24 protein-coding genes are annotated in these 26721 nt (G+C 71.5%); 12 read left to right on the forward strand and 12 right to left on the reverse strand.

What is annotated here, in order from left to right; translation table 11 throughout:
• Window positions 1-14: 14 nt before the first annotated feature.
• A complete protein-coding gene (locus tag SD460_RS08310; RefSeq protein ID WP_290059643.1) occupies window positions 15-1952 on the reverse strand; it encodes a phosphorylase family protein in 1938 nt (645 codons plus the stop codon).
• Window positions 1949-2650, reverse strand: coding sequence for an NUDIX hydrolase (locus SD460_RS08315; RefSeq protein WP_290059641.1), 702 nt, complete (start codon window positions 2648-2650; stop codon window positions 1949-1951). Before SD460_RS08315 ends, SD460_RS08310 begins: the two co-directional genes overlap by 4 nt.
• Before the next feature lie 330 nt (window positions 2651-2980).
• On the opposite strand from SD460_RS08315, the gene SD460_RS08320 reads away from it, so the two are divergent.
• From SD460_RS08320 to SD460_RS08330, 3 genes are all read left to right on the forward strand, one after another.
• Window positions 2981-3946: a Gfo/Idh/MocA family protein gene (locus SD460_RS08320; protein WP_290059639.1), complete on the forward strand. Its 966-nt coding sequence runs from the start codon at window positions 2981-2983 to the stop codon at window positions 3944-3946.
• Window positions 3947-4005: 59 nt separating this feature from the next.
• Window positions 4006-5787, forward strand: coding sequence for a DUF2339 domain-containing protein (locus SD460_RS08325; protein WP_318306032.1), 1782 nt, complete (start codon window positions 4006-4008; stop codon window positions 5785-5787).
• 67 nt (window positions 5788-5854) lie between these two features.
• The gene (locus SD460_RS08330; protein ID WP_290055397.1) at window positions 5855-6247 is read left to right on the forward strand and encodes a TIGR03667 family PPOX class F420-dependent oxidoreductase; all 393 of its coding nucleotides are present in this window, start codon (window positions 5855-5857) and stop codon (window positions 6245-6247) included.
• On the opposite strand, the gene SD460_RS08335 is transcribed toward SD460_RS08330, so the two are convergent.
• Window positions 6248-6811 (reverse strand): superoxide dismutase family protein, encoded by a 564-nt coding sequence (locus SD460_RS08335; protein WP_290055395.1) that lies wholly within the window; start codon window positions 6809-6811, stop codon window positions 6248-6250.
• 125 nt (window positions 6812-6936) lie between these two features.
• Between SD460_RS08335 and SD460_RS08340 the strand changes: the two genes are divergently transcribed.
• The gene (locus tag SD460_RS08340) at window positions 6937-7425 is read left to right on the forward strand and encodes a DUF6328 family protein (protein WP_290055393.1); all 489 of its coding nucleotides are present in this window, start codon (window positions 6937-6939) and stop codon (window positions 7423-7425) included.
• On the opposite strand, the gene SD460_RS08345 is transcribed toward SD460_RS08340, so the two are convergent.
• The gene (locus tag SD460_RS08345) at window positions 7401-7793 is read right to left on the reverse strand and encodes a VOC family protein (RefSeq protein WP_290055391.1); all 393 of its coding nucleotides are present in this window, start codon (window positions 7791-7793) and stop codon (window positions 7401-7403) included. The two genes, SD460_RS08340 and SD460_RS08345, sit on opposite strands and share 25 nt — an antisense overlap.
• Before the next feature lie 137 nt (window positions 7794-7930).
• Here SD460_RS08345 and helR point away from each other — a divergent pair, with 137 nt between their 5' ends.
• The gene (helR, locus tag SD460_RS08350) at window positions 7931-10135 is read left to right on the forward strand and encodes an RNA polymerase recycling motor ATPase HelR (protein WP_318306033.1); all 2205 of its coding nucleotides are present in this window, start codon (window positions 7931-7933) and stop codon (window positions 10133-10135) included.
• Window positions 10136-10181: 46 nt separating this feature from the next.
• Here helR and SD460_RS08355 read toward each other — a convergent pair whose 3' ends face one another.
• The gene (locus SD460_RS08355) at window positions 10182-10658 is read right to left on the reverse strand and encodes an Lrp/AsnC family transcriptional regulator (RefSeq protein WP_290055387.1); all 477 of its coding nucleotides are present in this window, start codon (window positions 10656-10658) and stop codon (window positions 10182-10184) included.
• 264 nt (window positions 10659-10922) lie between these two features.
• Between SD460_RS08355 and SD460_RS08360 the strand changes: the two genes are divergently transcribed.
• Window positions 10923-12461, forward strand: coding sequence for an APC family permease (locus SD460_RS08360; protein WP_290055386.1), 1539 nt, complete (start codon window positions 10923-10925; stop codon window positions 12459-12461).
• A 2-nt stretch (window positions 12462-12463) separates the two neighbouring features.
• Here the strand turns inward: SD460_RS08360 and lysA are convergent, their stop codons facing one another.
• The 4 genes from lysA to SD460_RS08380 form a co-directional block, all read right to left on the reverse strand.
• A complete protein-coding gene (gene lysA / locus SD460_RS08365; RefSeq protein ID WP_290055384.1) occupies window positions 12464-13807 on the reverse strand; it encodes a diaminopimelate decarboxylase in 1344 nt (447 codons plus the stop codon).
• A gap of 149 nt (window positions 13808-13956) precedes the next feature.
• The gene (locus SD460_RS08370; protein WP_290055383.1) at window positions 13957-14133 is read right to left on the reverse strand and encodes an RGCVC family protein; all 177 of its coding nucleotides are present in this window, start codon (window positions 14131-14133) and stop codon (window positions 13957-13959) included.
• A complete protein-coding gene (locus SD460_RS08375) occupies window positions 14130-15170 on the reverse strand; it encodes a fatty acid desaturase family protein (RefSeq protein WP_290055381.1) in 1041 nt (346 codons plus the stop codon). Before SD460_RS08375 ends, SD460_RS08370 begins: the two co-directional genes overlap by 4 nt.
• 417 nt (window positions 15171-15587) lie before the next feature.
• Complete coding sequence (locus tag SD460_RS08380) at window positions 15588-16493, reverse strand: dihydrodipicolinate synthase family protein (protein ID WP_290055379.1); 906 nt, start codon at window positions 16491-16493, stop codon at window positions 15588-15590.
• Between the two features lie 90 nt (window positions 16494-16583).
• Between SD460_RS08380 and SD460_RS08385 the strand changes: the two genes are divergently transcribed.
• The 5 genes from SD460_RS08385 to SD460_RS08405 all read left to right on the forward strand — a co-directional run bounded on the left by SD460_RS08385 (window position 16584) and on the right by SD460_RS08405 (window position 21543).
• The gene (locus tag SD460_RS08385) at window positions 16584-17813 is read left to right on the forward strand and encodes an extracellular solute-binding protein (protein ID WP_290055377.1); all 1230 of its coding nucleotides are present in this window, start codon (window positions 16584-16586) and stop codon (window positions 17811-17813) included.
• Window positions 17810-18859 (forward strand): ABC transporter ATP-binding protein, encoded by a 1050-nt coding sequence (locus tag SD460_RS08390; protein WP_290055374.1) that lies wholly within the window; start codon window positions 17810-17812, stop codon window positions 18857-18859. The genes SD460_RS08385 and SD460_RS08390 overlap by 4 nt, the downstream gene beginning before the upstream one ends.
• On the forward strand, window positions 18856-19749 hold the full coding sequence (locus SD460_RS08395; RefSeq protein ID WP_290055373.1) for an ABC transporter permease: 894 nt from the start codon (window positions 18856-18858) through the stop codon (window positions 19747-19749). Before SD460_RS08390 ends, SD460_RS08395 begins: the two co-directional genes overlap by 4 nt.
• A complete protein-coding gene (locus tag SD460_RS08400; protein WP_290055371.1) occupies window positions 19746-20573 on the forward strand; it encodes an ABC transporter permease in 828 nt (275 codons plus the stop codon). Before SD460_RS08395 ends, SD460_RS08400 begins: the two co-directional genes overlap by 4 nt.
• A gap of 124 nt (window positions 20574-20697) precedes the next feature.
• Window positions 20698-21543 carry a MerR family transcriptional regulator gene (locus tag SD460_RS08405; protein ID WP_290055369.1) on the forward strand — a complete coding sequence of 282 codons (846 nt, stop codon included), beginning with the start codon at window positions 20698-20700 and terminating at the stop codon, window positions 21541-21543.
• Here SD460_RS08405 and thrS read toward each other — a convergent pair.
• Window positions 21470-22696: a threonine--tRNA ligase gene (gene thrS, locus SD460_RS08410; protein ID WP_290055367.1), complete on the reverse strand. Its 1227-nt coding sequence runs from the start codon at window positions 22694-22696 to the stop codon at window positions 21470-21472. The genes SD460_RS08405 and thrS overlap by 74 nt on opposite strands.
• Before the next feature lie 198 nt (window positions 22697-22894).
• The gene (locus SD460_RS08415; protein WP_290055365.1) at window positions 22895-23359 is read right to left on the reverse strand and encodes a heme-degrading domain-containing protein; all 465 of its coding nucleotides are present in this window, start codon (window positions 23357-23359) and stop codon (window positions 22895-22897) included.
• Window positions 23360-23520: 161 nt separating this feature from the next.
• Between SD460_RS08415 and SD460_RS08420 the strand changes: the two genes are divergently transcribed.
• Window positions 23521-25467, forward strand: a complete 1947-nt coding sequence (locus SD460_RS08420; protein ID WP_290055363.1) for a phosphocholine-specific phospholipase C — start codon at window positions 23521-23523, stop codon at window positions 25465-25467.
• Here SD460_RS08420 and SD460_RS08425 read toward each other — a convergent pair.
• The gene (locus tag SD460_RS08425; protein WP_290055361.1) at window positions 25464-26693 is read right to left on the reverse strand and encodes a M20 metallopeptidase family protein; all 1230 of its coding nucleotides are present in this window, start codon (window positions 26691-26693) and stop codon (window positions 25464-25466) included. The two genes, SD460_RS08420 and SD460_RS08425, sit on opposite strands and share 4 nt — an antisense overlap.
• Window positions 26694-26721: the final 28 nt, after the last annotated feature.

Below are 26721 nucleotides of genomic sequence, written 5' to 3' on the forward strand. Positions count from 1 at the left end.
TCGACCAGGGGCCGTCAGTCGAACGGCGTGGTGTGCGCCGCCTTGAGGGCCGCTCGCACGCGCTGCCAGAATTCGCGGAAGCCGGGCTCGGCGTCCGTCGACTGGGACGCGGCCTCGGCGACGCGCACGAGCACCGCGAACTGCTCCGGCGTCAGCAGCAGGGAGAACTCCATCTTGCCCTCGCCGGTCGCCGCCGGGATGGCCAGCTCGCGCCGCTTCGCCATGGCGCGGGCGACCAGCCGCAGGTGGAGGATGGTTTCGCGGAGCCCGGCGTCGGGTGCCGCGTCGCCCTTCAGCTGCTCGATGAGGTCGCCGACCAGGGACGTCGTCCAGTCGTAGTCCTGCACCGAGAGATCGAACCCGTAGAAGTTTTCCACGGTGCTGACCCGGTTTTCGGACCGCTGCCACCACCACACAGGCGCGGATTCCGCGGGATCCGGCGCGCCGGACGAGCGCAGTTCCGCCGCGTACTTCCGCAGGTTCCCTTCGCCGATCCGGTCGTAGTACTCGAACGCGACCGCGGGCAGGTGGGGCCGCGCGGGCCTGAGGAGGCAGAAGTGGCCGAGGATCATCGACCCCTCGTCCGCGGTCAGCGTGCCCCATTCCCCGTATTGGCCGCCGCACGCTTCCTGCAATTCACCGAGGCAAATCGCGAAAGCTTGTGGTTCGGTGCCGAATTCCGTGTTGATCCACTGCTCGTGCTCGGTGTCGGCGGGCATGGGTCCCCCTTCGCTCGGTCGATGGTCCAGCGGTGGTCGTTCGAACGGTTTGTGGCCCGCCAGCGCGCCGAGGCCCAGCTCCAGCCGGCGCCGCAGCCCTTCCAGGCTCGCCCGCGCGCCGCCGTGACCGCCGGCGGCGGCCTTCTCGTACCACTTGAGCGCCTCGTCGGGGTCGCCGAAGTGCTCCTCGTGGACGCGGCCCAGGTGGAAGGCGCCGAACACGCTGCCGCGGTCCGCGGACTTGGCGTACCAGTGCAACGCGGTCCGGACGTCCGCCGCGGACGGGGCACCGGATTCCTGCCCGAGGACGCTCGCGCGCAGCCTGCCTTCGACGGTCAGGCCGACCATGGTCATCGCGTCGGCGTGGCCGGCGTTCGCCGCCTGGCGGTAGAGCCGTTCGATCTCGACCAGGTCGTCGACCGTCGTGTCCCAGCTCCGCTGCAGTTCGCGGGCCGCTTCGTAGGCTTCGACGGCTTTTTCGCCGTCGCGCGAGCTCAGGCGGGTGAGCAGCTCGAAGGCGAACGCGGCCGCGTGCCGGGACGCCACCGGCTGCCAGTGCTCGTCGGCCGCCTCCGTCTTGCCGGACAGCAGGTCCGAGATCCCGCGGACGACCAGTGCCTGCACGCCCTCGTTGACGTAGGCGCCGTACAGGAAACCGTGTGCCTCCATCTCGACCGCGGCCGCGTCCCCGCAGTGCTGGGCCAGGAACAGCGCGGTCGCCGACGCCGTGTCCGCGATGACCTTGCCGCCCGCCGCGATCGGCTTTACGACCGCTCGCGGCAGGGTGTTCGGGACGGCGGGCCGGATGCGGTGCTGCCACGCGGAGTCGCGGGCCAGCTGTCCGGCGCGGCGCAGCAGCGGCATCGAAGCGGCGGCGGTCTTGATGCGTGGCAGGAAGCCGGCCGCGGTGTCCTTGCCGGACTCGTAGTCGTAGACGTGGTCGGCGACGACGACGTCGCCGAGCGAGACGTCCTTGCGGCCGCCCGCCACGCCGACGAACAGGACCACTTCCGGGCGGAACGCGGCGATGGCCCGCTCCAGTTCCACGCCCGCCTGGGTGCCCCCGGCGCCGGTTTGGGCCAGCGCCACCGTCCAGCCGCCGAAGGCGCCGACGTCGTACAGGGCACCGCGTTCCTCGCGTTCGGTCAACGGCCCCGGCAGGTGCTCGCGGACGGCGCGGTACTCCACGTCGAGCGCGGTGCAGATGACGACCGTGCCCGGCTCGGGGCTCACCACGAGTCGTCCCGCAGGATCGCCGGGTGCAGCCGGGTCGCCGATCCGACCCGGTAGAGGGCCGCCGGCCGGCCCCCGGTGCCCGCGGCCTTGCCGCCGGTCGGGACGAGGAAGCCGGGGACGTTGGTGACCTTGCGGTGGAAGTTCGCGGGGTCCAGCCGGGTGCCCCAGACGATCTCGTAGATCTCCCGCAGCTTGCCGACGGTGAACTCCTGGGGGCAGAACGCCGCCGCCAAGGTGGTGTGGGACAGCGTGTCCCTGGCGTGCTCGACCGCGTCGGCCAGCAGGCGGTGGTGGTCGAAGGCCAGTCCGCGCGCGGGTTCCTGCAGCGTGGCGACGGGGATCCAGTGCGCGGCGCGGGCGTCGCCGCCGGCCACCGGCAGGGGCAGGTCGGGCATCAGGGCGACGTAGCAGACGGACACGACCCGGCCGCGCGGATCGCGGTCCGGGTCGCCGTAGGAGCGGAGCTGGCGGATGTGCAGGCGGCCGGTGTCCAGGCCGGTCTCCTCGGCCAGTTCGCGGTGGGCGGCCTGGTCGAGGTCTTCGCCCGCCTCGAGGAATCCGCCCGGCAGGGCGAACCGGCCGGCGAAGGGCTCGGTGGCGCGTTCGACGACGAGGACGTGCAGCGCGCGCTCGCGCACGGTGAAGACGGCCAGGTCGACCGCGACCGCGCTGAAGGGAACTTCTCCGCTGCTCACCTGGCAGATGATAGCTTTTTGTCGGACTGACTAAAAGGGGTTGGCCACAACCGGCCATCGGCGGGGATGAGCCGGGCAGAGGTTCTACGTTCAACGCGAAGGCCGTTTGCTTCGGCGCAAGTGCTCGAGGGGCAGCACCTCCTGCTGTACCTCGAGGAGGTCGACAACCCGACGGCCGCGCACGCGCACGCACGTTGCGCGAGGTGTCGTCGGGCTGCCGCCCTGCTCCGGGCGACGGGTGCGCGGTCATGGCGCTCGCCGCGTTGGGGAGCGCGGGCGCGCTCGTCGTGGCCGTGGCGCGGGGTAAGTGGGGTATCTAGGCTCGCGGTCATGAACGACAAGCCCCTGCGCTGGGGAATCATGGGTACCGGCGGTATCGCGAAGGCCTTCGCCGACGACCTGGAGCTGACCACCTCCGGCGTCGTCACCGCCGTCGGGTCCCGGAGTGCCGAGAGCGCCGAGCGGTTCGCCGACGCGCGGCACATCCCCGCCCGGCACAGCAGCTACGAAGCCCTTGCGAACGATCCCGACATCGATGTCGTCTACGTCGCCACCCCGCACCCCATGCACCACGCCAACGCGCGGCTCGCGCTCGAGGCCGGCAAGGCCGTGCTGGTCGAGAAGCCCTTCACGATGAACGCCGACGAGGCGCGGGACCTCGTCGAGCTGGCGCGGGACAAGAACCTCTTCCTCATGGAGGCCATGTGGACGCGGTTCCTGCCGCACATCCGGCACATCCGCGAGCTGCTGCCGAGCCTCGGCCGGGTCGTCACCGTGGCCGCCGACCACGGGCAGTGGTTCGCCGAGGACGCCGGCTTCCGGTTGTTCGCCCCCGAACTCGGCGGTGGCGCACTGCTCGACCTGGGGATCTACCCCGTCTCCTTCGCCTCGATGGTGCTCGGCGAACCCGAGCGCGTTGCCGCGATCGCGACGCCCGCCTTCACCGGCGTCGACGCGCAGACGTCGATGCTGTTCGGCTACGGAAGCGGCGCGCAGGCGGTGCTGAGCTGCACGCTGAGCGCGGTGACGCCGACCACCGCGACGATCGTCGGCACCGACGCGCGCATCGAGGTCGAGGGTGCCTTCTACGCGCCCGCGTCCTTCACGCTCATCCCGCGCGAGGGCGAGCGGAGCCGCTTCGAGTACCTCGATGAGGGCCGTGGCCTGCGGTACCAGGCCGACGAGGTGGCGCTCCGGCTGGCGAACGGGGAGACCGAGAGCCCGCTCATGCCGCTCGCCGAAACCGTTTCGATCATGACCACCATGGACCGGGTGCTGGCCGCGACCAGGACGTGACCCGGGTTTGAGTAGTGCTACGGATCCGCAGGTGGGCGCCGTGCGTGACCCTGTCCGGTATGACCACCGAAGCAGATGTGCTCCTCCGGCTCGCCGGCGAGATCGACGACCTGGGGCGTCGTCTCGCCCTGGTGGGTGCCGAACTGCGGACCGCACGCACCGAACAGCCGAAGCCGGCTCCGCAGCCTGAGCTGGCGCCGCCGCCCCAGCCCCAGCCCCAGCCGATGCCGCCGCCGTGGCCGCCGCAGTACCAGTGGCAGCCGCCGCCCCCGCCGCAGTACTTCCCGCAGCCGCCCTACCAGCCCGTTCCCCGGCAGACGCTCGGTGAGAAGCTCGGCAAGGAAGGCGCCGGGAGCCGCGTGCTCGCCTGGGTCGGCGGTGCCGTCACGCTGCTCGGCGTCGTCCTGCTGCTCGTGCTGGCCGTCCAGCGGGGCTGGCTCGGGCCGCTGCCGCGGGTGCTCGTCGGCGCCGCGTTCGGGCTGGCGCTGACCGGCACCGGCGTGTGGCTGCACCGCAAGCCCGCCGGCCGCACCGGGGCCTTCGCCCTCGCCGCCACCGGGATCGCGACGCTCTACCTGGACGCCGTCGCCGCGACCACGCTCTACGAGTTCCTGCCGGTGCTCGCCGGCCTCGCCGCCGGGCTGGCGATCACCGTCGGCGGGCTGCTCGTGGCCGTGCGCTGGGAGTCGCCGCTGCTGGCCGCGGCCGTCGTCGTCGGCTGCGTCGTCTGCGCGCCGATGATCACCCGCGGGTTCACCCCCGAACTGGTCACCTTCCTGCTCATGGTCCAGCTCGCGACGACGCCGGTGCAGCTGCGCCGCGACTGGTCGTCACTCACGCTCGCCGCCGGGATCCCGCCGCTGTTCGCGTCCGTGATCAGCACGGCGGTGGTCGGCCAGGGCGGCGGCTGGGCCAACACCGCCGCGGCGGGCGGGGCCGGCGTCGCCGGGATCGTGCTCGCGCTGATCGTGCTGCGCCGCCGCGAGAACGACCCCGCCGCGCTTTCGGTGCTGGCGACGGCCGTGCTCCCCACGCTCATCGCGGCGCTGCTGCTGCCGAAGCCGCAGGCCGTGCCGATCACGGCGGGCGCCGGCGTCCTCTTGCTCGCCGTCTGGGCCGCGCGCCGCTTCTGGCCGGGCGTCGCCGGGCAGCTGGCCGGGCTGGCCGGTTTGCTCGCGATCCTGCAGGCGACCGTCACGCAGTTCGACGGCGCGGCCCGCGCCGGGGTCCTGCTCGGCGAGGCGCTGCTGCTGGTGGTGGCCGCGGTCGCCGGCCGCAACCGGTTCGCGCTCGGCGCCGCGCTCGGGTTCGCCACGGTCGGCGGCCTGCTCGGCGTGTTCTTCGACGTCACGCCGGCGCTGCTGATCGTCCCGCGCACCCGCTCGGCCGCCGAGCTGGCCGGCGCGCTCGCGGTCGCCGCGCTCATCCTCGCCGTTTCGGTCGCGCTCCCGTGGGCGGCGGCCCGGCTGTCGGTGTTCCGCGGTCCGGCCGACGACCTGCCGGTGTGGCTCCTCGCCGGCGTCGCCGCGCTGTACGGCGCCGGCGGGGTGGTGCTGTGCGGGTCGCTGCTCGCGGCCCCCGGCCGCCCGGGTTTCCTGCTCGGCCACGCGCTGATCACGGTGTCCTGGACGGTCGCCGCGCTCGTCCTGCTGCTGCGCGGGATCGACGTCGTCGGGCTGCGCGTGACCGGGCTGGTCCTGGTCGGCGCCGCGGTGCTCAAGCTGGTGCTGTTCGACCTCTCGGCGCTGGACGGCCTCGCGCGGGTCGGCGCGTTCCTCGGCGCCGGACTGGTGCTGCTGGCCGCCGGAACGCGGTACGCCAGGCGGGTCGCCTCGCGCTAGCGGGGAAGAATTGTCGGTGCCCCGTGGTTACCTGGGTCACAGGACCGAGGAGCCAGGGGGCACCGACATGACGGAACCGAACCTCGCCGACCGGGCGGGCGAAAAGATCGCGTGGCTGACCACCACCACGCCGAAGGGGCGGTCGGCCCCGCGGCCGGTGTGGTTCGTGCTCGACGGCGACGACGTCGTGCTGTTCAGCAAGCCGGACACCGCGAAGCTCCGGCACATCGAGGCGAACCCCGAGGTGAGCTTCCACCTCAACAGCGACGAGCACGGCGGCTCGGTCCTCGTGCTCAACGGCAAAGCGACCGTCGACGAGGCGAAGGCCTCCGAGGCGCCGGGCTACCTCGACAAGTACGGCTCCGACTACGCGGCGGCCGGCTTCGAGACACCGGAAGCCTTCGACGCCGAGTTCTCCGCGCGCATCCGCGTGGTGCCCGAGCGCACCTGGGGGTGGTGACTAGAAGTCCACGTCCAGGCAGGCGAGCCGGGCGCCCGCCGTCCCCGCGTGCCCGGGGTCGGTGTGCGTGTGCGTCTCGTGCACGACCACGGACCGGGCCCGCCGCCCGGCGAACGTCCAGTCCACAGTGGACCGGGCGAAGCCGGTGCCGAGCCGGTCGGTGGTGAAGTCGAGCCAGATCTCGTTGCGGGGGTTGGCGTACGCGGGGTCGGTCGAGGGCTTCACCGGGTCCGGCACGTGCTGGAAGTGCGGCCCGGCGGCGTCACCGGTGGCGCCGCACGGCTGCGCGTGCGCGTGGGCGCCGTAAGCGCGCCCGGGCCGCAGGCCGGTGACGACCAGCGTGGTCGTCGTGCCCGCGTGCGGGGCCGAGAGGCTGAACACGTGCGCACGGGTGCCGGTGGGGACGAGGTCGGGGCGGTACGTCACCGCGTGTGCGCTGGGGGCATACGCGGTGAACGTGCCGTGCGCGGTCGCGACGTGCACGGGTGACGTCGACGCGGAAGCGGCGCCGGGGACGAGTGCGGCCAGGACGGCCGCGGTGGCGAGAGCCGGGAGAAGACGCATGGTCCTTCTCTAGCAGCGCGAACACCGCTCACCATGATCTTCACACGAACGAGTGATCGCTTGCGGTGGGAAACTCACGCTTTTCCCATCCGGTGGGAGATCCCGGGCCCGGTTAAGGTCGTTCCGTGCCCGAACACACCGGCGAGACCCGCAACGAGCAGCTGACGCGCAACGTCGGCGAGCTGCTGCAGGAGCTGCGGGTCGCGCAGGCCGGCGTGCAGATCCTGTTCGGGTTCCTGCTGTCGGTGGTGTTCACCGACCGGTTCCACGACGCCAGCGGGTTCGAGAAGTCGCTGCACCTGTCCGCGGTGGCGCTCGCGGTGGCCGCGACGGCGCTGCTGACCGCGCCCGCGGCGTGGCACCGGCTGCTGTTCCGCACCGGCAGCCGCGAACGGATCCTGACCGTCGGCAACCGGTTCGTCCTGGTCGGGGTGGTCTGCCTGGCCCTGGCGATCACGTCGACCGTCGCGCTGATCGCCAAGGTCGTCTACGGCGGGATCGCGATGGCCGTGATGGCCGTGCTGTGCCTGCTGATCTTCGGGATCCTCTGGTTCGTCATGCCGTTCCGGCTGCGGTCGGCGAACGGCGATCAGCCGACGGGCCCGCCCGAGTAGCGCGTGTCCTCCTGGACGAAGCACAGCGGGTTGCCGAACGGGTCGTCGGCGTAGAAGGAGCGTTCGCCCCAGAACTGCGTCTCGATGGCGTCGTCGATCCAGCGCGGCTGGGCGGCGCGGACGCGCTCGAACGTCTCCTCGACGTCGTCGACCGCGAGGTAGACGATCCGCGGGTCCTTCCGCGGCCGCGGCTCGCGGTGCTCAGGCGGCGTTTCGACGCAGGCGAGCACGATGCCGCCGCAGTGGAAGTAGTGGCGGTTGAGCGAGATCCGCTCGCCGGCGTGGCCGAGGACCGCGGCGTAGAACGCGACCGCGACCTCGATGTCGTCGACGGGCTGGATCAACCGGAACACCCGTGGACCGCTCATGGGCGAAGAGTACCGCTGTCCACCCCGCGCCGGGCCGAACCCCTTGACAGCGGGTGGACAATAAAAAATCGGCGTGCTCTCCGAAAACAAAGAGAACTCGCCGAACCTGGTGCCAGTCTAACCGCTGTGAGGGGAAATTGTCAAATCAGGGGTACGACGAGGAATTGCGGGACGAGCGCGCGTACATCGCGGGGCTGTACGCGCGGCTCGACCGCGAACGCGAGCAGGCGCGGGCCCGCTACCGGGCCGCCGTGGGGGAAACCGGGATCGCGCTGGTGGAACGGGACGCCGACGTGCGCATCCGGGCCCGGGAAGCGACGCGGCTGAACGTCGCCGACAACGGGCTCTGCTTCGGCAGGCTGGACGCCCTTTCGGGCGAACGTTCCTACATCGGCCGGCTCGGTCTCTTCGACGGCGAAAACGACTACGAGCCCCTTCTCCTGGATTGGCGGGCGCCGGCGGCGCGCCCGTTCTACGTCGCCACCGCGGCGTCGCCGGAAAACACGCGCCGCCGTCGCCAGTTCCATTCCGTCGGGCGCCGGGTCACCGAGTTCACGGACGAGGTGTTCGGCCGTCCGGGCGCCGGCGAACGCGGGGACGCGGCGCTGCTGGCCGCCGTCACCGCACCCCGCGGCGAGGGCATGCGGGACATCGTCGCGACGATCCAGGCCGAGCAGGACGAGATCATCCGGCTCGGTCACGCGGGCGTCCTGGTGGTCGAGGGCGGTCCGGGCACCGGGAAGACCGCCGTCGCGCTGCACCGCGTCGCCTACCTGCTCTACACCCAGCGCGAACGGATGTCGCGCAGCGGCGTGCTGGTGGTCGGGCCGAGCCCGCTGTTCCTCGACCACATCGGGCGCGTGCTGCCGTCGCTCGGCGAATCGGACGTCGTCTTCCGGACCACCGGCGACCTCGTCCCCGGCTTGCGCGTCACCGCCGAAGACGCGCCGGAGGTGGCTCGGCTCAAGGGATCGTCGACGATGGTCGACGTCCTGGCGGCGGCGGTCGCCGACCGGCAGCGGGTGCCGGACGAACCGGTGCCGGTCGAGCTGGCCGACATCACCGTCGACCTCGACGCGGGCACCGCGGCCGAGGCCCGGCTCGAAGCGCGCCGGTCCGGTCTGCCGCACAACGAGGCCCGCACGGTGTTCCGCGAGCACGTCGTCGCGATCCTCGCCGAGCGCGCGGTGGCGAAGATCGGCGAAGGCTGGCTGACCCGGGCGGACCGCGGGGCGTGGGCCGATCTCCGCGCCGACGTCCGGGAAGAGCTGGCCGAGCACGAAGAACTCGACGCCGTCCTCGGCGCGCTGTGGCCGGAGCTGACGCCGGAGACGCTGCTGGCGCCGCTGTACACGTCGCCGCGCCGGCTCGCGGCCGCCGGCGCCGACCCCGCGTTGTTCCGCGCCGACGGCGCCGCCTGGACGGTGTCGGACGTGCCGCTGCTCGACGAGCTCGTCGACCTGCTCGGCCGCGACGACGCCGCCGACCGGGCCGCCGCGCGCCGGCGGGCGGCCGAAGCGGCCGAGTACTCCGCCGGTGTCTTCGACGTCCTCAAGCTGGACCGCGAGGAAATGGACGAGGACGTCCTGCTGTCGGCGGAAAACCTGCTCCACGCCGAGGACCTGGCCGAGCGGTTCGTCGAGCGCGACCACCGTGACCTCGCCGAACGGGCGGGTGCGGACCGCGACTGGACGTACGGGCACGTCGTCGTCGACGAGGCGCAGGAACTGTCCGAAATGGACTGGCGGGTGCTGATGCGGAAGTGCCCGAGCCGGTCGTTCACCATCGTCGGCGACCTCGCCCAGCGCCGGTCGGCGGCCGGGGCGACGTCGTGGGGCGCGGTGCTGGCGCCGTACGTCGGCGACCGCTGGCAGTACCGGGAGCTGACCGTGAACTACCGGACGCCGGCCGAGATCATGACCGTCGCCAGTGCCGTGCTGGCGAAGTTCGCGCCGGACGCGCGGCCGCCGGAATCCGTGCGCGCCTGCGGGATCCGGCCGTGGTCCAGACGGGTTGCAGACGGCGAATTGCCGGAGGCCATCGACGATTTCGCCCGCGACGAAGACGGCCGTGAAGGCACGGCCGTCGTGATCGGCCCGCCGGGCGTGCCCGGCACGGTTCCGCCGTCGGCCACCAAGGGCCTGGAGTTCGACGCCGTTCTCGTCGTCGAACCGGAGCGGATCCTGGCCGGGGGCCCGCGTGGCGCGGCCGAGTTGTACGTCGCGCTCACCCGCGCCACGCAGCGCCTGGGGGTGCTGCACCGGGAACCGCTGCCTTCGGCGTTGTCGGGGCTCGCCGAAGCCGGGGCTCCCGCGCGGGCCGGGTACCGGCGGTTCGTCTAGCGCCTCGTGAGTGAGAAACAGCGTGCCTGTTTCTCACTCACGACCGCTACGCCGTGAGCCGGCCCCAGGAGTAGTTCTGCTTGGCCAGCTTGAGGTAGACGAACAGTTCGGTACCGGAGACGCCCGGGATCTGCCGGATCTCCTCACCGAGCACTTCGAGCATGTGGTCGTCGTCCCGGCAGACCAGCTCGGCCAGCAGGTCGTACCGCCCGGCGCACAACACGACGTAGTGCACGTTCGGCAGTTCGGACAGCTTGTCCGCCACCTCGCGCGGATCGGCGCCGTCGACGCTGATCCCGACCATCGCCTGCCTCGTCAGATCGACGTTGACCGGGTCGGTCACCGCCACGATCTGCATGAGGTCGTCGCGCAGCAGCCGCTGCACCCGCTGGCGGACGGCTCCCTCCGAAAGCCCGACCGCCTTCGCGAGCGCGGTGAACGACGCGCGGCCGTCCTGCTGGAGCAGGGCGATCAACGATCTGTCCGTGTTGTCCAGTCCGCGCGCACGTGAATCGTCACCCATGCCGTCCCTCCCTGTGTTTCGGCATGTGATTTGTCAAGTGCGCAGCGTATCGAGACCTGACCAGAAAGCGAGACCCCTGCGCCAGCTTCGCGTGATCCGGCGTTCACATCGCGGTCTGCCGAGGAATCGGTGGCTGGGGGCGAAAATCACAAGGCTTTCCGAGGCGGTTTTGTGCGCCCGCGCACAGCCGCACGCGCTCGGCGCGCTCCGCCGGGTACCGTCTGGCGGCTCTGTCGTCTCCCGTTACCCCAGGAGGACCAACGCATGTCGGAGGCCGTGGCGCTCGGCGTCGCTCCCGCCGTCCCCGGGAAGGGGCTGCGCGGCGGCACCCTGGGCATGGTGTCGTCGATGGTCATCGGGATGTCGTCGACCGCTCCGGCGTACTCGATCGCGGCCACGCTCGGGCTGATCGTCTTGGCGGGCACCGGCTTCAAGGCGGCCGCGTTCGTGCTGCTGTCGTTCGTGCCGGTGCTGTTCGTCGCCCTCGCGTTCCGCGAGCTGAACACCGCGGAACCCGACTGCGGGACGAACTTCACGTGGGCGGCGCGCGCGTTCGGCCCGCACGCCGGGTGGTTCACCGGCTGGGTCGTCACGGTCGCGCAACTGCTGGTGATGAGCAGCCAATCCGCGCTGACCGGCCGGTACACGCTGCTGCTGTTCGGCGCGTCCGATGCCGCGGGCAACCGGTGGGTCACGACGGCGATCGGGGCCGCCTGGCTGCTCGCGTTGTGCTGGCTCTGCCACCGCGGCATCGAGGTGTCCGCGCGGGCGCAGTGGATCCTGCTGGGTGTGGAGCTCGTCGTCCTCGTGCTCTTCTCGGTCGTGGCGCTGGTCCGTGTCTTCGAGGGCACGGCCGGACCGCAGGCGTCGGTCCCGCACCTCGACTGGCTGTGGCCGAGCGGGGTCGGCGCCGGCCCGGCGGTTTCGGCGGTGCTGCTCGCTGTGTTCATCTACTGGGGCTGGGAAAGCTCGCTGTCGGTCAACGAGGAGTCCGCCGATCCGCGCCACGCGCCGGGTCGCGCCGCGGTGCTTTCGACCGTGTTGCTGGTGCTGAACTACCTGCTCGTCACGGTCGCCGCGCTGGCCTTCGCCGGGGTCGGGACCGAGGGCATCGGGCTGGGCAACGAGGCGAATTCCGACGACGTCCTCGCGGGTCTCGGCGGCGCGGTGTTCGGGGACGGCACCGCGGGCAAGGTGCTGGGTGTGCTCCTGATCGTCTCGGTGCTGACCAGCGGCGCGGCCACCAGCCAGGCGACGATCATGCCGGCCGCGCGCACGACGTTGTCGATGGCCAGCCACGGCGCGCTGCCCCGCGTCTTCGGGCGCGTGCACCCGCGGTTCCGGACGCCGTCGGTGGCGACCTGGGCGTTCGGGCTCGTGTCGCTGGCGGTGTACGTGCTGCTCGCGCTGATCAGCGACAACGTCCTGTCGGACTCGGTCGACGCGGTCGGGCTGACCATCGCGATCGAGTACACGATGACGGCGCTCGCCTGCGTCTGGGTGTTCCGCCGCACGCTCTTCGCGAGCGCGCGCAACTTCCTGCTGCGCGGGCTCCTGCCGTTCCTCGGCGGGGTGTTCTTCCTGGCCGTGCTGGGGTTCGCGCTGGTCGAGTACGCGCGGCCGGACGCGGGCGAGACGACGGTGTTCGGCATCGGCGGTGTCGCGGTGATCGGCGTGGTGTCGATCGTGCTGGGCGTGCCGCTGATGTTCGCGGTGCACCGCGGCTGCCGCGACTTCTTCGCCGGCCGCCGCCTGCCGCGCGGAGTGGTGCGACGCGGCGGCGACGTCATCGAGCGGGGTTAGGACTAGCCGAGGTCGCGGCGGCTGAGGTCCTCCTCGGTTTCGCGGCGCACCAGCAGCGTCGCGACGCCGTTCTTCACGCCGACCAGCGGCGGGCGGCCGACCTGGTTGTAGTTCGACGCCAGCGAGTGGTGGTAGGCGCCGGTGCACGGCACGGCGAGCAGGTCGCCCGCGCGCAGGTCGGCGGGCAGGCTGAGGCCGTCGGCCAGGACGTCGCCTGCTTCGCAGTGCCTGCCGACGACGGTCATCGGGACGCGCTTCGCGGTGGAGCGCCGTCCCACCAGGCGGGTCGTGTAGCGGGCGCCGTAGAGCGACGGCCGCGCGTTGTCGCTCATGCCGCCGTCGACCGCGACGAACGTGCGGCTGCCGCGCTTGACCGCGCACACGCGGTACACCGTGATCCCGGCCGGCCCGACGATCGCCCGGCCCGGCTCGATCGTCAAGCGGGGCAACGGGAAATCGTGCGCCGCGCACTCGTAGGCGAGCGCCACGCGCAGCCGTCGCGAATACCCGCCGAGGTCGAACGCGGGCTCGCCACCGACGTACGGCACCGCGTGCCCGCCGCCGAGGTCGAGCTCCCGCAGCGTGACGCCGTGGGTGTCCCGCAGCCGGACGAGCACCTCGGCCATCCGCCTCGCGGCGGCTTCGTACCGGTCGACCCGCGAGACCTGCGAGCCGATGTGGCAGTGGAGGCCGGCCAGCCGCAAGCCGGGTTGCGCCAGCACGGCCCTGGCGGCCGCGTCGACGTTGTCGGGCACGCCGTCGAGCAGCGAAAACCCGAACTTCTGCCCCTCGGCGCCGGTGCTGATGGCGGCGTGCGCCCCGGCCGCGACGCCCGGCGTCACCCGGATCATCACCTGCTGCCCGCCGTGGGCGAGCGCGCCGAGCTGCTCGATCTCGTCGAGTGAGTCGACCACGATCCGCCGCACGCCGTAGCCGAGCGCGGCTTTCAGGTCTTCGGGCGTCTTCGCGTTGCCGTGCAGCAACATGCGCTCGGCGGGAAAGCCGACGGACCGGGCCACGGCGATCTCCCCGGCGGAGCAGGTGTCGAGCGACAACCCCGCTTCGGCGACCCAGCGCAGCACGGCGCGGGTGCAGAGGGCCTTGCTCGCGTACGCGACCTCGACGTCCGGGAGGGTTTCGCGGTACTCGCGGGCGGTGTCGCGGACCTGCTGCTCGTCGATCAGGTAGGACGGTGTCCCGAAGCGGGCGGCGAGGTGGCTGACTCGCGCGCCGGCGAAGAGGAGCTCGCCGTCTTCGCCGAGTCGGGTGCTTCGCGGCCAGACTCCTGGCTCGAGGTGATCGGCGGCTTCGCAGCCGAGGCTGGGAAGAAGCTCGCTGAGCGTCACGGGGTGCCTCCGGGCATCGCGGCGGATCGGACCCCGTCAGGACACCGCCGGTCGCCTCGCCCGGAGTCCCCCGTGAATGCGGTCCTGACGGGTTCCCGCCGCCCGCTTACTCGTCTTTAACGCGCGAGTAACGTCTGCCACAGTGTTGCCTAGGGGGCCTTGACGTGGTCCTGCGCCGAGCCGCAGACGCAGCCGCGGCCGGCCGTCCCGCTGGCCGCGGTGGCGGCGCAGTAGCGGCGGGCGATCGCGTCGTGCGTGCCGAGCGGGTGCGGGCAGCTCGGGCACCCGCCGTCGGAGCGCGGCGCCTCGGGCGCCGGGGTCGTCATGCCGCCACCTTCGCCGGCCGTCGGAGGGGTTCGCCCGCTTCGTGCAGGTGCTGCAACACGTACCCGTAGGAACGCGCCCAGCCGCACTCGGCGTAGGAAATCCCGCGCCGGGCGCAGAAGTCACGGACGATCACCTGCGCGTGCTTGAGGTTGGGCCGGGCCATGCTCGGGAACAGGTGGTGTTCGATCTGGTAGTTCAGCCCGCCCAGCGCGAAATCCGCCACCGGGCCGCCGCGGACGTTGCGCGAGGTCAGGACCTGCTTGCGCAGGAAGTCGAGCTGGTGCCCGCTCGACAACATCGCCATGCCCTTGTGGTTGGGCGCGAACGAGCAGCCCATGTACAGCCCCCACAGGAACTGGTGCACCAGGATGAAGATGATCCCGGTGAGCGGCGAGAGCACGATGAACACCGCGGCGAGGTAGGCCGCCAGGTGCGCGATCAGCAGCGCGGATTCGAGCTTGTGCTTGCGGACGTCCCGGCGCCACACGGCTTTCACGCTCGACACGTGCAGGTTGAGGCCTTCGAGCAGCAGCAGCGGGAAGAACAGGAACGCCTGGTACTTCGCGATCCAGCGCAGGAACCCGCGCTTGCCGGCGCTCTGCGCCTTGCTGAACGCGAGCGCCGCGATGTCGACGTCCGGATCTTCGTCTTCGTTGTTCGGGTTGGCGTGGTGGCGCGTGTGCGTGCCCATCCACCAGCCGTAGCTCAGCCCGGTCAGTCCACCGTGGACGAAACCGGTGGCGTCGTTCGCCCGGCGGCTGCGGAAGATCTGCTTGTGCCCGGCGTCGTGGCCGATGAACGACAGCTGCGCGAACATCATCGCGAAGAACGCGGCGAGGAAGAGCTGCCACCACGAGTCGCCGAGGAAGGCGAAGGCGACCCAGCCCCCGCCGAACGCGGCGAGGTTGAGCCCGATGCGCACCGCGTAGTGGCGGCGCCGTCGTCGGAGGAGACCGGCGTCCTTGATCAGCCGCGACAGCTCGGCGAAATCGCTGCCTGCGGTACTCGGGGTGTCCGGAATCCGGGTCGAAGTCATCGGCGTCACCGCTCTGGGCTAAGTCGTAAAGGCTTGTCCAGCAACGGTTTCCGGACCCGACGGGGTCCGGGGCCGGTCCGGGAAAAGGGCACTGGGGCCTGGCCGTGGTGGCACCGCGGCCTTCCCCCAACACTCCCACCTCGTCACCGGATTGGCAATTCCCCGAAGACTGCCGAAGAGGTGTACAGTCAGCCACATCGGGATGACGGTGACGTACCGCACACCCGTGGCCTTCCGGCCGGATCGCTCCGGCCGGGACAGGAGCCGAGCCCGGGTCGGAAACCCGCTCGTACCGCAGCCGTGCCGGCCGATCGGCCGGCGAGCAGCCGCCCGCAGTCGCGTTCAGCGACGCCCGGGGCGCCCAATCGGGTTGCTACAGCGTGGTTTTCCCATCGGTTCGGCTTCTGCCACCGGCCTTCACGAAAGTCCCCAGGACGACAGCAGTCCGGAGATCTGGTCCCGTTCGGCCGCGGTCAGCGGGCGGCTCGGCGGCCGGACGTCGGGGCGGCACAGGCCCAGCTGGGCGAGCGCCTCCTTCACGACGCTGACGTTGTTGGCGTTCCCGTTCGCTGCGCGAAGCTCTTCGAAGGGCCGGATCCGTTCCCAGACGGCCATCGCCGCCGGATAGTCCCCTGTGGACAGTGCCTGGCACATCGCCAGCGACGTCGCCGGGTCGACGTTCACCAGCCCCGAGGTGAAACCGGTGGCGCCGACGGCGAAGTAGCCGGGCGCGGAAAGCTCGGCCAGCCCGGCGATCCAGGTGAACCGGCCGAACCCGGCGTCGCGGGCGACCGAGCCGAACCGGACCGGGTCCGGCACCGCGTACTTCACGCCGATGACGTTCGGCGCCGCCTCGCCCAGCGCGCGCAGCTGCTCGCCGGCGATCGCGGGGTTGCGGACGTAGAGCACGACGCCGAGTTCCGGGACCGCGCCGGCGATCGCCGCGTGGTAGTCGACCCAGCCGTCGCCGGAGATGTACGGGTGCACCGGCTGGTGGATCATGATCAGATCGGCACCGGCGTCCCGCGCGTGCGCGGCGGCCCGCGTCGCCGAAGCGACGTCGTGGCCGATCCCGGCGAGCACACTCGCCCGGCCGGCCACGGCCTCGACGGTGACCTCCAGGCACAGCCGGGCTTCACCGGCGTCGAGCGCGTAGAACTCGCCGGTGTTCCCGTTCGGCGTCACGACCTCGATGCCCCCGGTGACCAGCCGGTCGACCAGCTTCGCGTACGTCCCGGTGTCGACCGCGCCCTCGGCGTCGAACGGCGTGACCGGGATGGCCACCACCCCCGAAAGCCGCCGCTTCTGCTCTTCGAACGTCATCGGGCCCCTTTTGCCAGCGGTCCGCTCTCGGCGTGTCCGATCTGATATATGATGCGACATACAACATTATCACGGACCTAGGGAGCAGCCATGCACCGTCGCACCGGCTTCCGATTCCGACGAGTGCTGCTGGCGGCCAGCCTCGCCGCCGGCCTGACGGCCTGCGGCGCACCCGGCGGCGACGGCGGCGGCCAAGCGGCGGACCCCCAGGCCGTGCCGGACAAGCCGAGCAAGCCGGTCGAGCTGAACATCCTCGACGTCGCGGGCAACCTGCAGCTCACCAAGCAGATGATCGAGAACTTCAAGGCCGCCCACCCCGACGTGCTCGCCAAGGTCACCTACTCGACCGCCCCCGCCCCGAGCATGGCGGGCAAGCTTAAGGCCGAGCAGGACGGCGGTGCCGCCCAGACGCACCTCGTCCTCAGTGGCACCGACGGCCTCTCCGCCGGCATCGCGAACGGCACTCTGGCCAAGATCCTCCCGGACTTCTCCGGCCGGTTCCCGAACCTGATGCAGAACTACCTCGAGCCCGCGGCCAAGATGCAGGAGCTCGCCAACGGCTACGGCGTCGAGGTCGTCTACTACCCCTCCGGCCCGCTCCTGGAGTTCAACCCCGGCGCGGTGCCCGCCGCCCCCGCGTCCCCGCAGCAGCTGCTCGACTGGGCCAAGGCGCACCTCGAGAAGTTCCAGTACGCGCAGCCGTCCAACTCCGGCCCCGGCCGGACGTTCCTGATGGGCCTGCCGTACCTCCTCGGCGACCAGGACCCGAAGGACCCGGACAAGGGCTGGGACAAGACGTGGGCGTTCCTGCAGGAGCTGGGCAAGTACGTGAAGTACTACCCGTCGGGCACGACCGAGACGATGAAGAACCTCGCGTCGGGGTCGGTGGACATGATCACGTCGACCACCGGCTGGGACATCAACCCGCGCAAGCTCGGCACCGTGCCGAACACGGTCAAGACCGCGATCATGCAGCCGATGCACTGGGTCACCGACGCCCAGTACGCCCTGATGCCGAAGGGCCTCTCGCCCGACCAGGAGTCGGCGATCCTGCAGCTGATCGCGTGGATGCTGAAGCCGGACCAGCAGGCGATCGCCTACGACGACGGCTACTTCTACCCCGGCCCGGCCGTCAAGGACGTCACCCTGCAGATGGCGCCGCAGAAGAGTCAGGACACGATCAAGCAGTTCGGCCGCCCGGAGTACGAGCAGTGGATCGCCCAGTACCCCAAGGAGACGTCGCTGCCCGCCGAACAGCAGGTCAAGGCGTTCGACAAGTGGAACCAGCTGGTCGGCGGCTCGAAGGTCGGCAAGAAGTGACGTTCGAGCAGCTGCGCCTCGACGGGGTCTCTCGCAGCTTCGGCACCGCGAACGCCCTGCGCGACCTCGACCTCGCCATCACACGCGGCGAGTTCGTGGCCCTGCTCGGCCCGTCCGGCTGCGGCAAGTCGACCGCGCTCAACTGCCTGGCCGGCCTGCTCCCGCTGACCGGCGGCAGCATCTGGCTCGACGACGCCCGCATCGACGGCCGCCCGCCCGAGCAGCGCGGGTTCGGGATGGTGTTCCAGAACTACGCGCTGTTCCCGCACATGTCCGTCCGCGCCAACGTCGGCTTCGGCCTCAAGATGCGCAAGGTCGCCCGCGCCGAAGCCCGCCGCCGGGTCGACGACGCCCTTCGCCTGGTCCAGCTCACCGAGCACGCGGCGAAGTTCCCGGCGCAGCTCTCCGGCGGCCAGCAACAGCGCGTCGCCATCGCCCGCGCCGTCGTGCTGGAGCCACCGGTGGTCCTGATGGACGAACCGCTGTCCAACCTGGACGCCAAGCTCCGCCTCGAGATGCGGATGGAAATCCGCCGCCTCCACCAGACGCTCGGGCTGACCACCGTCTACGTCACCCACGACCAGGAGGAGGCCCTGTCGCTGGCCGACCGCCTGGTGGTGCTCCGCGAGGGCGCGGTCCAGCAGGTCGGCACCCCCGAGGAGGTCTACGCGCAGCCGGTGAACAGCTACGTCGCCTCCTTCATGGGCTACCGCAACCTCCTGGACGTGACGGTCACCGGCGCCGCCGGCCCCTCGGTCACCGTCGAGGGCGACGGCGTCCGCCTGACCGGTGCGAACCGCGGCTCCCTCACGGAAGGCCCCGCGAAGGTGGCGATCCGCCCCGAGGACTTCGTCGTCGGCGACGGCGCGGAGAACGCCCTCGACGTCACGATCGAGATCGTCGAGTACCACGGCCGCGAGCTCTCCGTCTCCGCCCGGCTGCCGACCGGCGTGCCGGTCTACTTCCGGACGGACAAGCGCCTGGCCCCCGGCGACACCGCGAAGATCGGCGTCCCGGCCGAGCGCGTCCTGGTGTTCGCGCCGTGACCGCCGTGTCGACGGCCCGCCCGGCCCTCCGGCACCGCCTCGCCGAACGCGGCATCGACCGCACCCTGCTCCTGCTCGTGCCCGGCCTGCTGGTGATCGCTTGCCTGTTCCTCTACCCCTTCCTCTACGGCCTGCAGTTGTCCTTCGCCCCACGCCGAGGCGGCGTCTTCGCGAACTACGCCCGGTTCTTCGGCGACCCCTACCTGCGCGACACCATCTGGACGACGCTGGGCATCGCGCTGCCCGCGACGTTCGTCAACGTTTTCGCCAGCATCCCGATCGCGTACGTGCTGCGCGGCCGCGTCCGCGGCAAGCGCCTCCTGACGACGATCCTGGTCGTGCCGATCACGCTCGGCACGGTGCTCACCGCGCAGGGCCTGATCATGTACGGCGGTCCGGCGGGCTGGCTGAACAAGGTGCTCACGGTCCTGGGCATCACCGACCAGCCGCTGCCGCTGATCCACAACTACACCGGCGTGCTGCTGTCCCTGGTGGTCACCGGCTTCCCGTTCTCCTTCCTGCTGACGCTGTCCTATCTCTCGGGCATCGACCCCTCCCTGGAGAAGGCGGCCGCGACGCTGGGCGCGAACGGCGTCCAGCGCTTCCGGCGGATCACGCTGCCGTTGCTGGCGCCCGGCCTGGCGATCACCTTCTGCTTGTCGTTCGTCATGGCGTTCTCGGTGTTCCCCTCGGCGCAACTGGTCGGCGACCCGGCGAACGAGACCCGCGTCATCTCGATCGCGGCCTACCACGCCGCGTTCGAGGAGTACGACTACTCGATGGGCTCGGCCGTCGCGATGCTCATGGCGGTGGTCATGCTGATCGTGATCGGCCTGGTCATGGCGTGGCGCGCCACGCTCTACCGCGGAGCGACCGGAGGCAAGGGATGACCGGTTGGGTCGCGCGTCCTGGACATTGGGTCGTCTGGGCCGTCGTCGCGTTCTTCTTCGTCAACCTCGCGGGCCTGGTGCTCTCGGTGGTCGTCGACTCGTTCGGCACGCAGTGGTTCGGCACCTGGCTCCCGGACGGCTTCACCACTCATTGGTATGCCGACGCGTGGCGCGAGTTCGGCCTCTCGGACGTCCTCCTGACGACGGCGGTCGTCGCGCTCGTGGTGATCGCCGTGTCGGTGGCGGTCGGCGTCCCGGCCGCCTACGCGCTGGCTCGCCGCTCGTTCCCCGGCAAGCGCCTGGTGATGCTGCTGTTCGTGCTGCCGATCCTCATCCCGCCGATCACCTACGGCATCCCGCTGGCCACCGTCCTGTACAAGGTCCACCTCGCCGGCACGACGACCGGCGTCATCCTGGCGAACCTGGTGCCGTCGGTGCCGTTCGTCGTGCTGACCATGACGCCGTTCATCGAGCAGATCGACCCGAAGATCGAAGCCGCGGCGCGCATGTCCGGCGCCCGGACGGCGTCGGTGTTCACCCGCGTCCTAGGCCCGCTGCTGCTGCCGGGCATCCTGGCCGCGTCGATCCTCGTGCTGGTGCGCACGGTCGGCATGTTCGAGCTGACGTTCCTCACCGCCGGCCCGGATTCGACGACCCTCGTGGTGGCGCTGTACAACTCCGTGTTCGCCGCGGGTATCCGCGCGAACCAGTCGGTGGACGCGATGGCGACCATCTACACGACTTCCATGCTCCTGCTCCTCCTCGTCGCGTTGCGGTTCGTGAACCCGACCCAGCTGGTCACCCGGATCCGGGAAGAGACCTGAGGGGCCGGCGGTGCTCGTTCGCTCATGTGATCCACGTTACCGCGAATCATCGAACACGTGATCGACACGATGAGGTGAATCAGGTCTTGCGGCTCCCCCGCGGGGAGCTGCCAGGCTGAGGAGCATGCGGTATTCGATCGGCGAACTGGCCCGGCGGACGGGACTGACGATCAAGGCCGTCCGGTTCTACTCGGACCGTGGCCTCGTGCCGCCGTCCGGACGCAACACCGCAGGTCAGCGCCGATACGACGACGCCGCGCTCGCCCGGCTCGGCCTCGTCCGCACCCTGCGCGAGCTCGGCCTCGACCTCGCCACGATCCGCCGGATCGCCGACGGCGAAGTCGCGGTCGCCGACATCGCGGCACGGCACGTGGAGGCGCTGGAAGCGGAGATCCGCCTGCTGCGGCTGCGCCAAGCGGTGCTGACCGCGATCGCCAGCCGCGGCTCGACCAATGAGGAGACGAGACTCGTGCACGAACTGGCCCTGCTGTCCGAAGCGGAACGCCGCCACCTGGTCGACGACTTCCTCGCCGAAGCGCTGGGCGACCGTCCCGGCCTCGCCGGCGTCGCCAGGACGCTGACCCCGGAACTGCCGGAAGACCCGAGCCCCGAACAGCTCGACGCCTGGATCGCGCTGGCCGAACTGACGCGGGACGTGGAGTTTCGCGCCATCCTGCGCCGGCTCGCCGACCAGCTCGAACCCGGCCTGCGCCGCGACTTGGCCGCCGAGGTGCGCAAGGCCGTCACGCCGGCGCTCGAGGCGGGAATCGCCCCGGACACCCCGGAAGCGGCGTCGATCGTCGACGGCCTCGGCCTCGACCCCCGCGAACTGCGGGAGTGGCTCGAAGCCGTCAACGACCCACGCCGTGAGCGCTACCTGGGACTGCTCGCGGTCGTCAACGGCTGGGCGGCGCCGGAAAGCCTGGCCCCGACCCTCGACTGGCTGACGGCGGCGAGCTCTCGGCCCTGAGCCACGCGAGCGCGTCGTCCGCCGGCCGCGCGTCGAGCCGGCTGCCGTCGCGCAACCGCAGGGAAAGCCGTCCCGCGGCCACCTCCTCCGGCCCGATCACGGCCTGGAACGGCACCAGCCGCCCGTCCCGGATCCGCGCGCCGAGGCTGCCCTCCGACGCGATCTCGGCCCGCAGGTCGCCGCAGCGATCGAGGAGTTCCCGCGCGTAGGGCAGTTCGGCTTCGGAGAGCGGGAGCAGCCGCAGCTGCACCGGCGCGAGCCAGGCCGGGAACGCGCCGCCGTGCACTTCGATCAGCTGCGCCACCGCGCGTTCGACGCTGCCGATGATGCTGCGGTGCACCATGACCGGCCGGTGTTTCGCCGCGTCCGCGCCCACGTATTCGAGGCCGAACTGCGCCGGCTGGTGGAAATCGACCTGGACGGTGGACAGGGTCGATTCGCGGCCCGCGCTGTCGGCGATCTGGACGTCGATCTTGGGCCCGTAGAAAGCGGCTTCGCCTTCGACGGCGTCGTAGGGCAACCCGCTCAGGTCGAGCGCGGAACGCAGGATGTCCGAGGCGCGGTCCCAGTTCCCGGCCACGTACTTGCCGCCGTCGCCGGGCAGGGACAGCTGGTAGCGCGCCGGGCTGATGCCGAGCGCGTCGTAGGCCCGCCGGATCAGTCCCAGCGCCGCGACCGCCTCGGCTTCGACCTGGTCGAGGGTGCAGAAGACGTGCGCGTCGTTGAGCTGGATCGCGCGCACGCGGCCCAGCCCGCCGAGGACGCCGGACAGCTCGCTGCGGTACATCCCGCCGAGTTCGGCGAGCCGCAGCGGCAGTTCGCGGTAGCTGCGGCCGCGTGACCGGTAGATCAGCGCGTGGTGCGGGCACAGGCTCGGCCGCAGCACGAGCTGCTCGCCGCCGACGTCCATGGGCGGGTACATGTCGTCGCGGTAGTGCGCCCAGTGCCCGGAAATCTCGTACAGCTCGCGTTTGCCGAGCACGGGGGAATGGACGTGCCGGTAGCCCGCGCGCCGTTCGAGGTCGCGGACGTATTCCTCCAGGCTGTGCCGGACGACCGCGCCGTCGGGCAGCCAATAGGGCAGGCCCGCGCCGATCAGGGGGTCGGAACCGAACAGGCCGAGTTCGCGGCCGAGCTTGCGGTGGTCGTGCATCGTGGACTCCTCGGGAACGGCGAGGCGGAGCACCACAAGACGAAGCCCGGGGCGACCGCCCCGGGCTGGAATGCGTGGTTCAGCGCGCCGGGACACTCTCCGGCGTCGTCGTCATCGCGCGCTTCATGGGATCGACGGTAGCAGCGGGAGCCACCGGTTTTGGTCCTCGACGTCGGACCGGCGTCACCCACCCGACACTCAGGCCAGGAACAGCTCCAGCTGCTCGACCACGAACGCGTGGTCCTCGGCCTGCGGGAGCCCCGACACGCCGACCGTCCCGACCGGACCGACGCCGCGGACGAGCACCGGGAACACCCCGCCGTGGGCCGCGTACTCGTCCGGGTTCAGGCGACTGTCCTCTTCGAACGAGCCGCCCTTGGCGCGGAACTCGGTGCCGACCAGGAAAGAGCTGTGGCCGTAGCGGTCCACCACCCGGCTCTTGCGGTCGATCCAGGCGTCGTTGTCCGCGGACGTCCCCGGCAGCGCCGCGTGGAAGAGGCGCTGGCCGTTGCGGCGGACGGAGATCGTCACCGGCAGTCCGCGGTCGCGCGCGGCCGCGAGGAGCTGCTGGCCGAGGGCGAGCGCGGTCTCGTTGTCGAACTTCGTGAACTGGAGGCGTTCCTCCTGCTCGGCGAGCTGGGCGAGGGCGTCGGCGTCGGTCATCCACCTATTAAATCAACGCTGTTGTGTAATTGCCAGTGAACCTCGCCGGCGACTTTTTGTCGGTGCCCTGTGGCAGCGTGTCGAACGTGGGGTGCGGCGTGAACTCGCGCCTGGCGACATCCGTGTAGAAGACGCTCGAAGGTGCGGAGGAGGAGGTGGGCATGGGCCGGATCCGGCGGCGCACGGTGCTGGGCGGCGCGGCCGCGGTCACCGTGGCCGGCGCGCTGTCCGCGGCGTGCGCCCCGGCGTCGCGGAAGGGCACGATCGACGACGTCCGCCACGTCGTGGTGCTGATGCAGGAGAACCGGTCGTTCGACCACTACTACGGCACGATGGCGGGCGTACGCGGCTTCGGCGACCGCGCGGCGCTTCGCGACGTCTTCCGCCAGCGCGGCGGTGGCGATCCGGTGCTGCCGTTCCGGATCGACACGTCCGTTGTGGACGGTCAGGACCTCGGCGAGCTGCCGCACGACTGGAACAGCACGCACCGCGCGTGGAACGACGGCGCGTACGACGGCTGGATCGCGGCGAAGAGTCCCATGACGATGGGCTATTTCACGCGGGACGACATCCCGTTCCAGCACGCGCTGGCGAGCGCGTTCACGTTGTGCGACAACTACTTCTGCTCGCTGCAGGGCCCGACGCACCCCAACCGGCTGTTCCACTGGACCGGCACGATCGACCCGGACGGCGTCGCCGGCGGCCCCGTGACCCGCAACGCGCCGGACTACGAGCCGTCGTTCCGCTGGACGACCTACCCCGAACGGCTCGAATCGGCCGGCGTCACGTGGCGGATCTACGCGAACGACGAGGAGCGCGGCGTTCCCGAGCACTTCGTCGGCGACTACGGCGACAACCCGTTGTGGCTGTTCCAGAACTACCACGACGCGCTGTACTCGATGAACCCCGTGCGGCGGCGGCTGGCCGAGCGCGCGAACCTGCGCAAGGAGCTCAAGCCCGACTCGGGCCGGGGCCGGGACGTCGACCACGTGCTGGCCGAGTTCCTCGCCGACTGTGCGGCCGGCACGCTGCCCGCGGTGTCCTGGGTGGTGGCGCCCTACGGCTACTGCGAGCACCCGGCCGCTCGCCCGGTCGACGGCGCCGCCTACATCCAGCGGATGCTGAAAGCGTTGTGGGACAAGCCGGAACTCTGGGAATCGACCGTCTTCTTCATCAACTACGACGAAAACGACGGCTTCTTCGACCACGTCGTCCCGCCGGCGCCACCGCCCGGCACGCCCGGCGAGTTCCTGCCGGGGAACCGGCCGGAGAAGGGCGAGCCGTCCGGGCCGCCCACGCCGATCGGGCTGGGGCCGCGCGTGCCGATGACCGTCGTTTCGCCGTGGAGCCGCGGTGGCTGGGTGAACTCGCAGGTCTTCGACCACACGTCGGTGCTGCGCTTCCTCGAGACCTGGACCGGGGTGCGCGAGCCGAACATCTCAGCGTGGCGGCGTGCGATCTGCGGCGACCTGACCAGCTGTTTCGACTTCCGCACGCACGACACGACGATCCCGCTGCTGCCGGACGCCGACGTGTTGCGCGCGGAAGCCGACCGGACGCAGTCACGGCTGCCGAAGCCCCGGGTCCGGCCGGGTGCGCTGGTGCAGGAGCCCGGGACGGCCAAGGCGCGCCCGCTGCCGTACCAGCCGGTCGCCTGGGCCGAGGTCGAACCGGGCGCGCTGAAGCTGCACCTGGCCAACCACGGGACGCAGGCGCTGCAGCTGGCCGCGTACGCCTACCACGTGGGCGGGCCGCCGCAGCGCTTCGACGTCCCGCCGAACGGGGAGGTCACCGGCCGGATCCCGCACGGCGGTTCGTACGACGTCGCGATCCACGGCCCGAACGGCTTCGTCGTCGAGGCCTCGGGCGGTCCGGGTCTCGACGCCGCCGTCACCTTCGCGAGCACGCCCGCGCTGCGGGTGACGGTGACCAACAGCGGGCCCTCGCCGGTCACGCTGAACGACGTCGTGGTTCCGCCGGGCGGCTCGCGGGACTTCCCCGTGCCGGCGCGCAACGGCTGGTACGACGTCGCGTTCGAAGTCCCGGGGTGGCGCCGCCGCTTCGCCGGGCACCTGGAAGACGGCCGCCCGTCGCGCACCGGGCCTTAACGGAGGGAGTCCAACGCGAAAGCAGCCAGCATCGCGACGCCGCTCGGCATCGCGTCCTCGTCGAAGACGACGCGGTTGGAGTGGTTCGCCGCCGCTTCGGCCGGGTCGACCCCGGGCGGGCACGCGCCGAGGAACGCGTAGGCGCCGGGAACGCGTTGCAGGACGTAGGAAAAGTCCTCGGCGCCCATCAGCGGGTCGGCCATCAGCTCGACGTTCCCCGGGCCCAGCACGGTCGCGCCGAGGCGCAGGACCTCGGCCGCGATCCGGTCGTCGTTGACGGTGACCGGGTAGCCCGGCTCGACGTCGGCGACCACGCGGCAGCCGTACGCGGCGCCGACCTGCTCGCAGACCTTGGGCAGCTCGGCGCGGACCAACGCGCGCGTCTGCTCGGACAGCGTGCGGATGGTGCCTTCGAGCTCGGCGGTCTCCGGGATGATGTTGGACGTCGTGCCGGCCTGGATCCGCGTCACCGAGAGCACCGCGGGGTCGAACACGCTGACCCGGCGCGTGATCATCGTGTGCAGCGCGCCGACCATCGCCGCGGCCGCCGGCACCGGGTCGATCGTGTGCTGCGGCGCGGAGCCGTGGCCGCCCTTGCCGGTGACGCGCACGGTGAACGAGTCCGCCGACGCCATCAGCGGGCCGGGCCGCAGCTGCAGCAGCCCGCTGGGCGCGTTGGCGAGGATGTGCACGCCGAACGCGCGCTCGGCCCGCGTCCCGGCGGCGTCCAGCACGCCCTCGTGGATCATGAACCGGGCGCCGTGGTGCCCCTCTTCGCCCGGCTGGAACATGAACACGACCGAGCCGGCCAGCTGGTCCTTGCGCTCGGCGAGCAGCCGCGCCGCGGACGCCAGCATCGCGACGTGCGTGTCGTGCCCGCAGGCGTGCATCGACTCCTCGTCCTCCGAGGCGAAGTCGAGCCCGGTCTCCTCGGTCAGCGGCAACGCGTCCATGTCGCCGCGCAGCAGCACCGCCGGGCCGGGCCGGGCGCCGCGCAGAACGGCCGTCAGCGACGTCGTGGCCTTGCCCTCGGTGATCTCCAGCGGCAGGTCGGCGAGCGCGTCCCGGATCGCCGCCTGGGTGTGCGGCAGGTGGAGGCCCTGCTCCGGCCTGCGGTGCACGGTGCGCCGGAGCGCGACCGTGCGGTCTTGCAACGCACGCGCGTCGTCGAGGAGGCCGGCGAACGGCGTGCCGGGCAGGGTGGGCAGGTCAGTGGGGCCGGTCATGGTCCCGATAGTGCCCCATGCGGCGCTT

Source organism: Amycolatopsis solani (assembly GCF_033441515.1).
Classification (GTDB): domain Bacteria; phylum Actinomycetota; class Actinomycetes; order Mycobacteriales; family Pseudonocardiaceae; genus Amycolatopsis; species Amycolatopsis solani.

Bases quoted from the DNA above. Each gene is read 5' to 3' on its own strand.
- SD460_RS08320 (WP_290059639.1), top strand. From the start codon at position 2,981: ATGAACGACAAGCCCCTGCGCTGGGGAATCATGGGTACCGGCGGTATC.
- SD460_RS08325 (WP_318306032.1), top strand. From the start codon at position 4,006: ATGACCACCGAAGCAGATGTGCTCCTCCGGCTCGCCGGCGAGATCGAC.
- SD460_RS08330 (WP_290055397.1), top strand. From the start codon at position 5,855: ATGACGGAACCGAACCTCGCCGACCGGGCGGGCGAAAAGATCGCGTGG.
- SD460_RS08335 (WP_290055395.1), bottom strand. From the start codon at position 6,811: ATGCGTCTTCTCCCGGCTCTCGCCACCGCGGCCGTCCTGGCCGCACTC.
- SD460_RS08345 (WP_290055391.1), bottom strand. From the start codon at position 7,793: ATGAGCGGTCCACGGGTGTTCCGGTTGATCCAGCCCGTCGACGACATC.
- SD460_RS08355 (WP_290055387.1), bottom strand. From the start codon at position 10,658: ATGGGTGACGATTCACGTGCGCGCGGACTGGACAACACGGACAGATCG.
- SD460_RS08360 (WP_290055386.1), top strand. From the start codon at position 10,923: ATGTCGGAGGCCGTGGCGCTCGGCGTCGCTCCCGCCGTCCCCGGGAAG.
- SD460_RS08370 (WP_290055383.1), bottom strand. From the start codon at position 14,133: ATGACGACCCCGGCGCCCGAGGCGCCGCGCTCCGACGGCGGGTGCCCG.
- SD460_RS08375 (WP_290055381.1), bottom strand. From the start codon at position 15,170: ATGACTTCGACCCGGATTCCGGACACCCCGAGTACCGCAGGCAGCGAT.
- SD460_RS08380 (WP_290055379.1), bottom strand. From the start codon at position 16,493: ATGACGTTCGAAGAGCAGAAGCGGCGGCTTTCGGGGGTGGTGGCCATC.
- SD460_RS08385 (WP_290055377.1), top strand. From the start codon at position 16,584: ATGCACCGTCGCACCGGCTTCCGATTCCGACGAGTGCTGCTGGCGGCC.
- SD460_RS08400 (WP_290055371.1), top strand. From the start codon at position 19,746: ATGACCGGTTGGGTCGCGCGTCCTGGACATTGGGTCGTCTGGGCCGTC.
- SD460_RS08405 (WP_290055369.1), top strand. From the start codon at position 20,698: ATGCGGTATTCGATCGGCGAACTGGCCCGGCGGACGGGACTGACGATC.
- thrS (WP_290055367.1), bottom strand. From the start codon at position 22,696: ATGCACGACCACCGCAAGCTCGGCCGCGAACTCGGCCTGTTCGGTTCC.
- SD460_RS08415 (WP_290055365.1), bottom strand. From the start codon at position 23,359: ATGACCGACGCCGACGCCCTCGCCCAGCTCGCCGAGCAGGAGGAACGC.
- SD460_RS08420 (WP_290055363.1), top strand. From the start codon at position 23,521: ATGGGCCGGATCCGGCGGCGCACGGTGCTGGGCGGCGCGGCCGCGGTC.
- SD460_RS08425 (WP_290055361.1), bottom strand. From the start codon at position 26,693: ATGACCGGCCCCACTGACCTGCCCACCCTGCCCGGCACGCCGTTCGCC.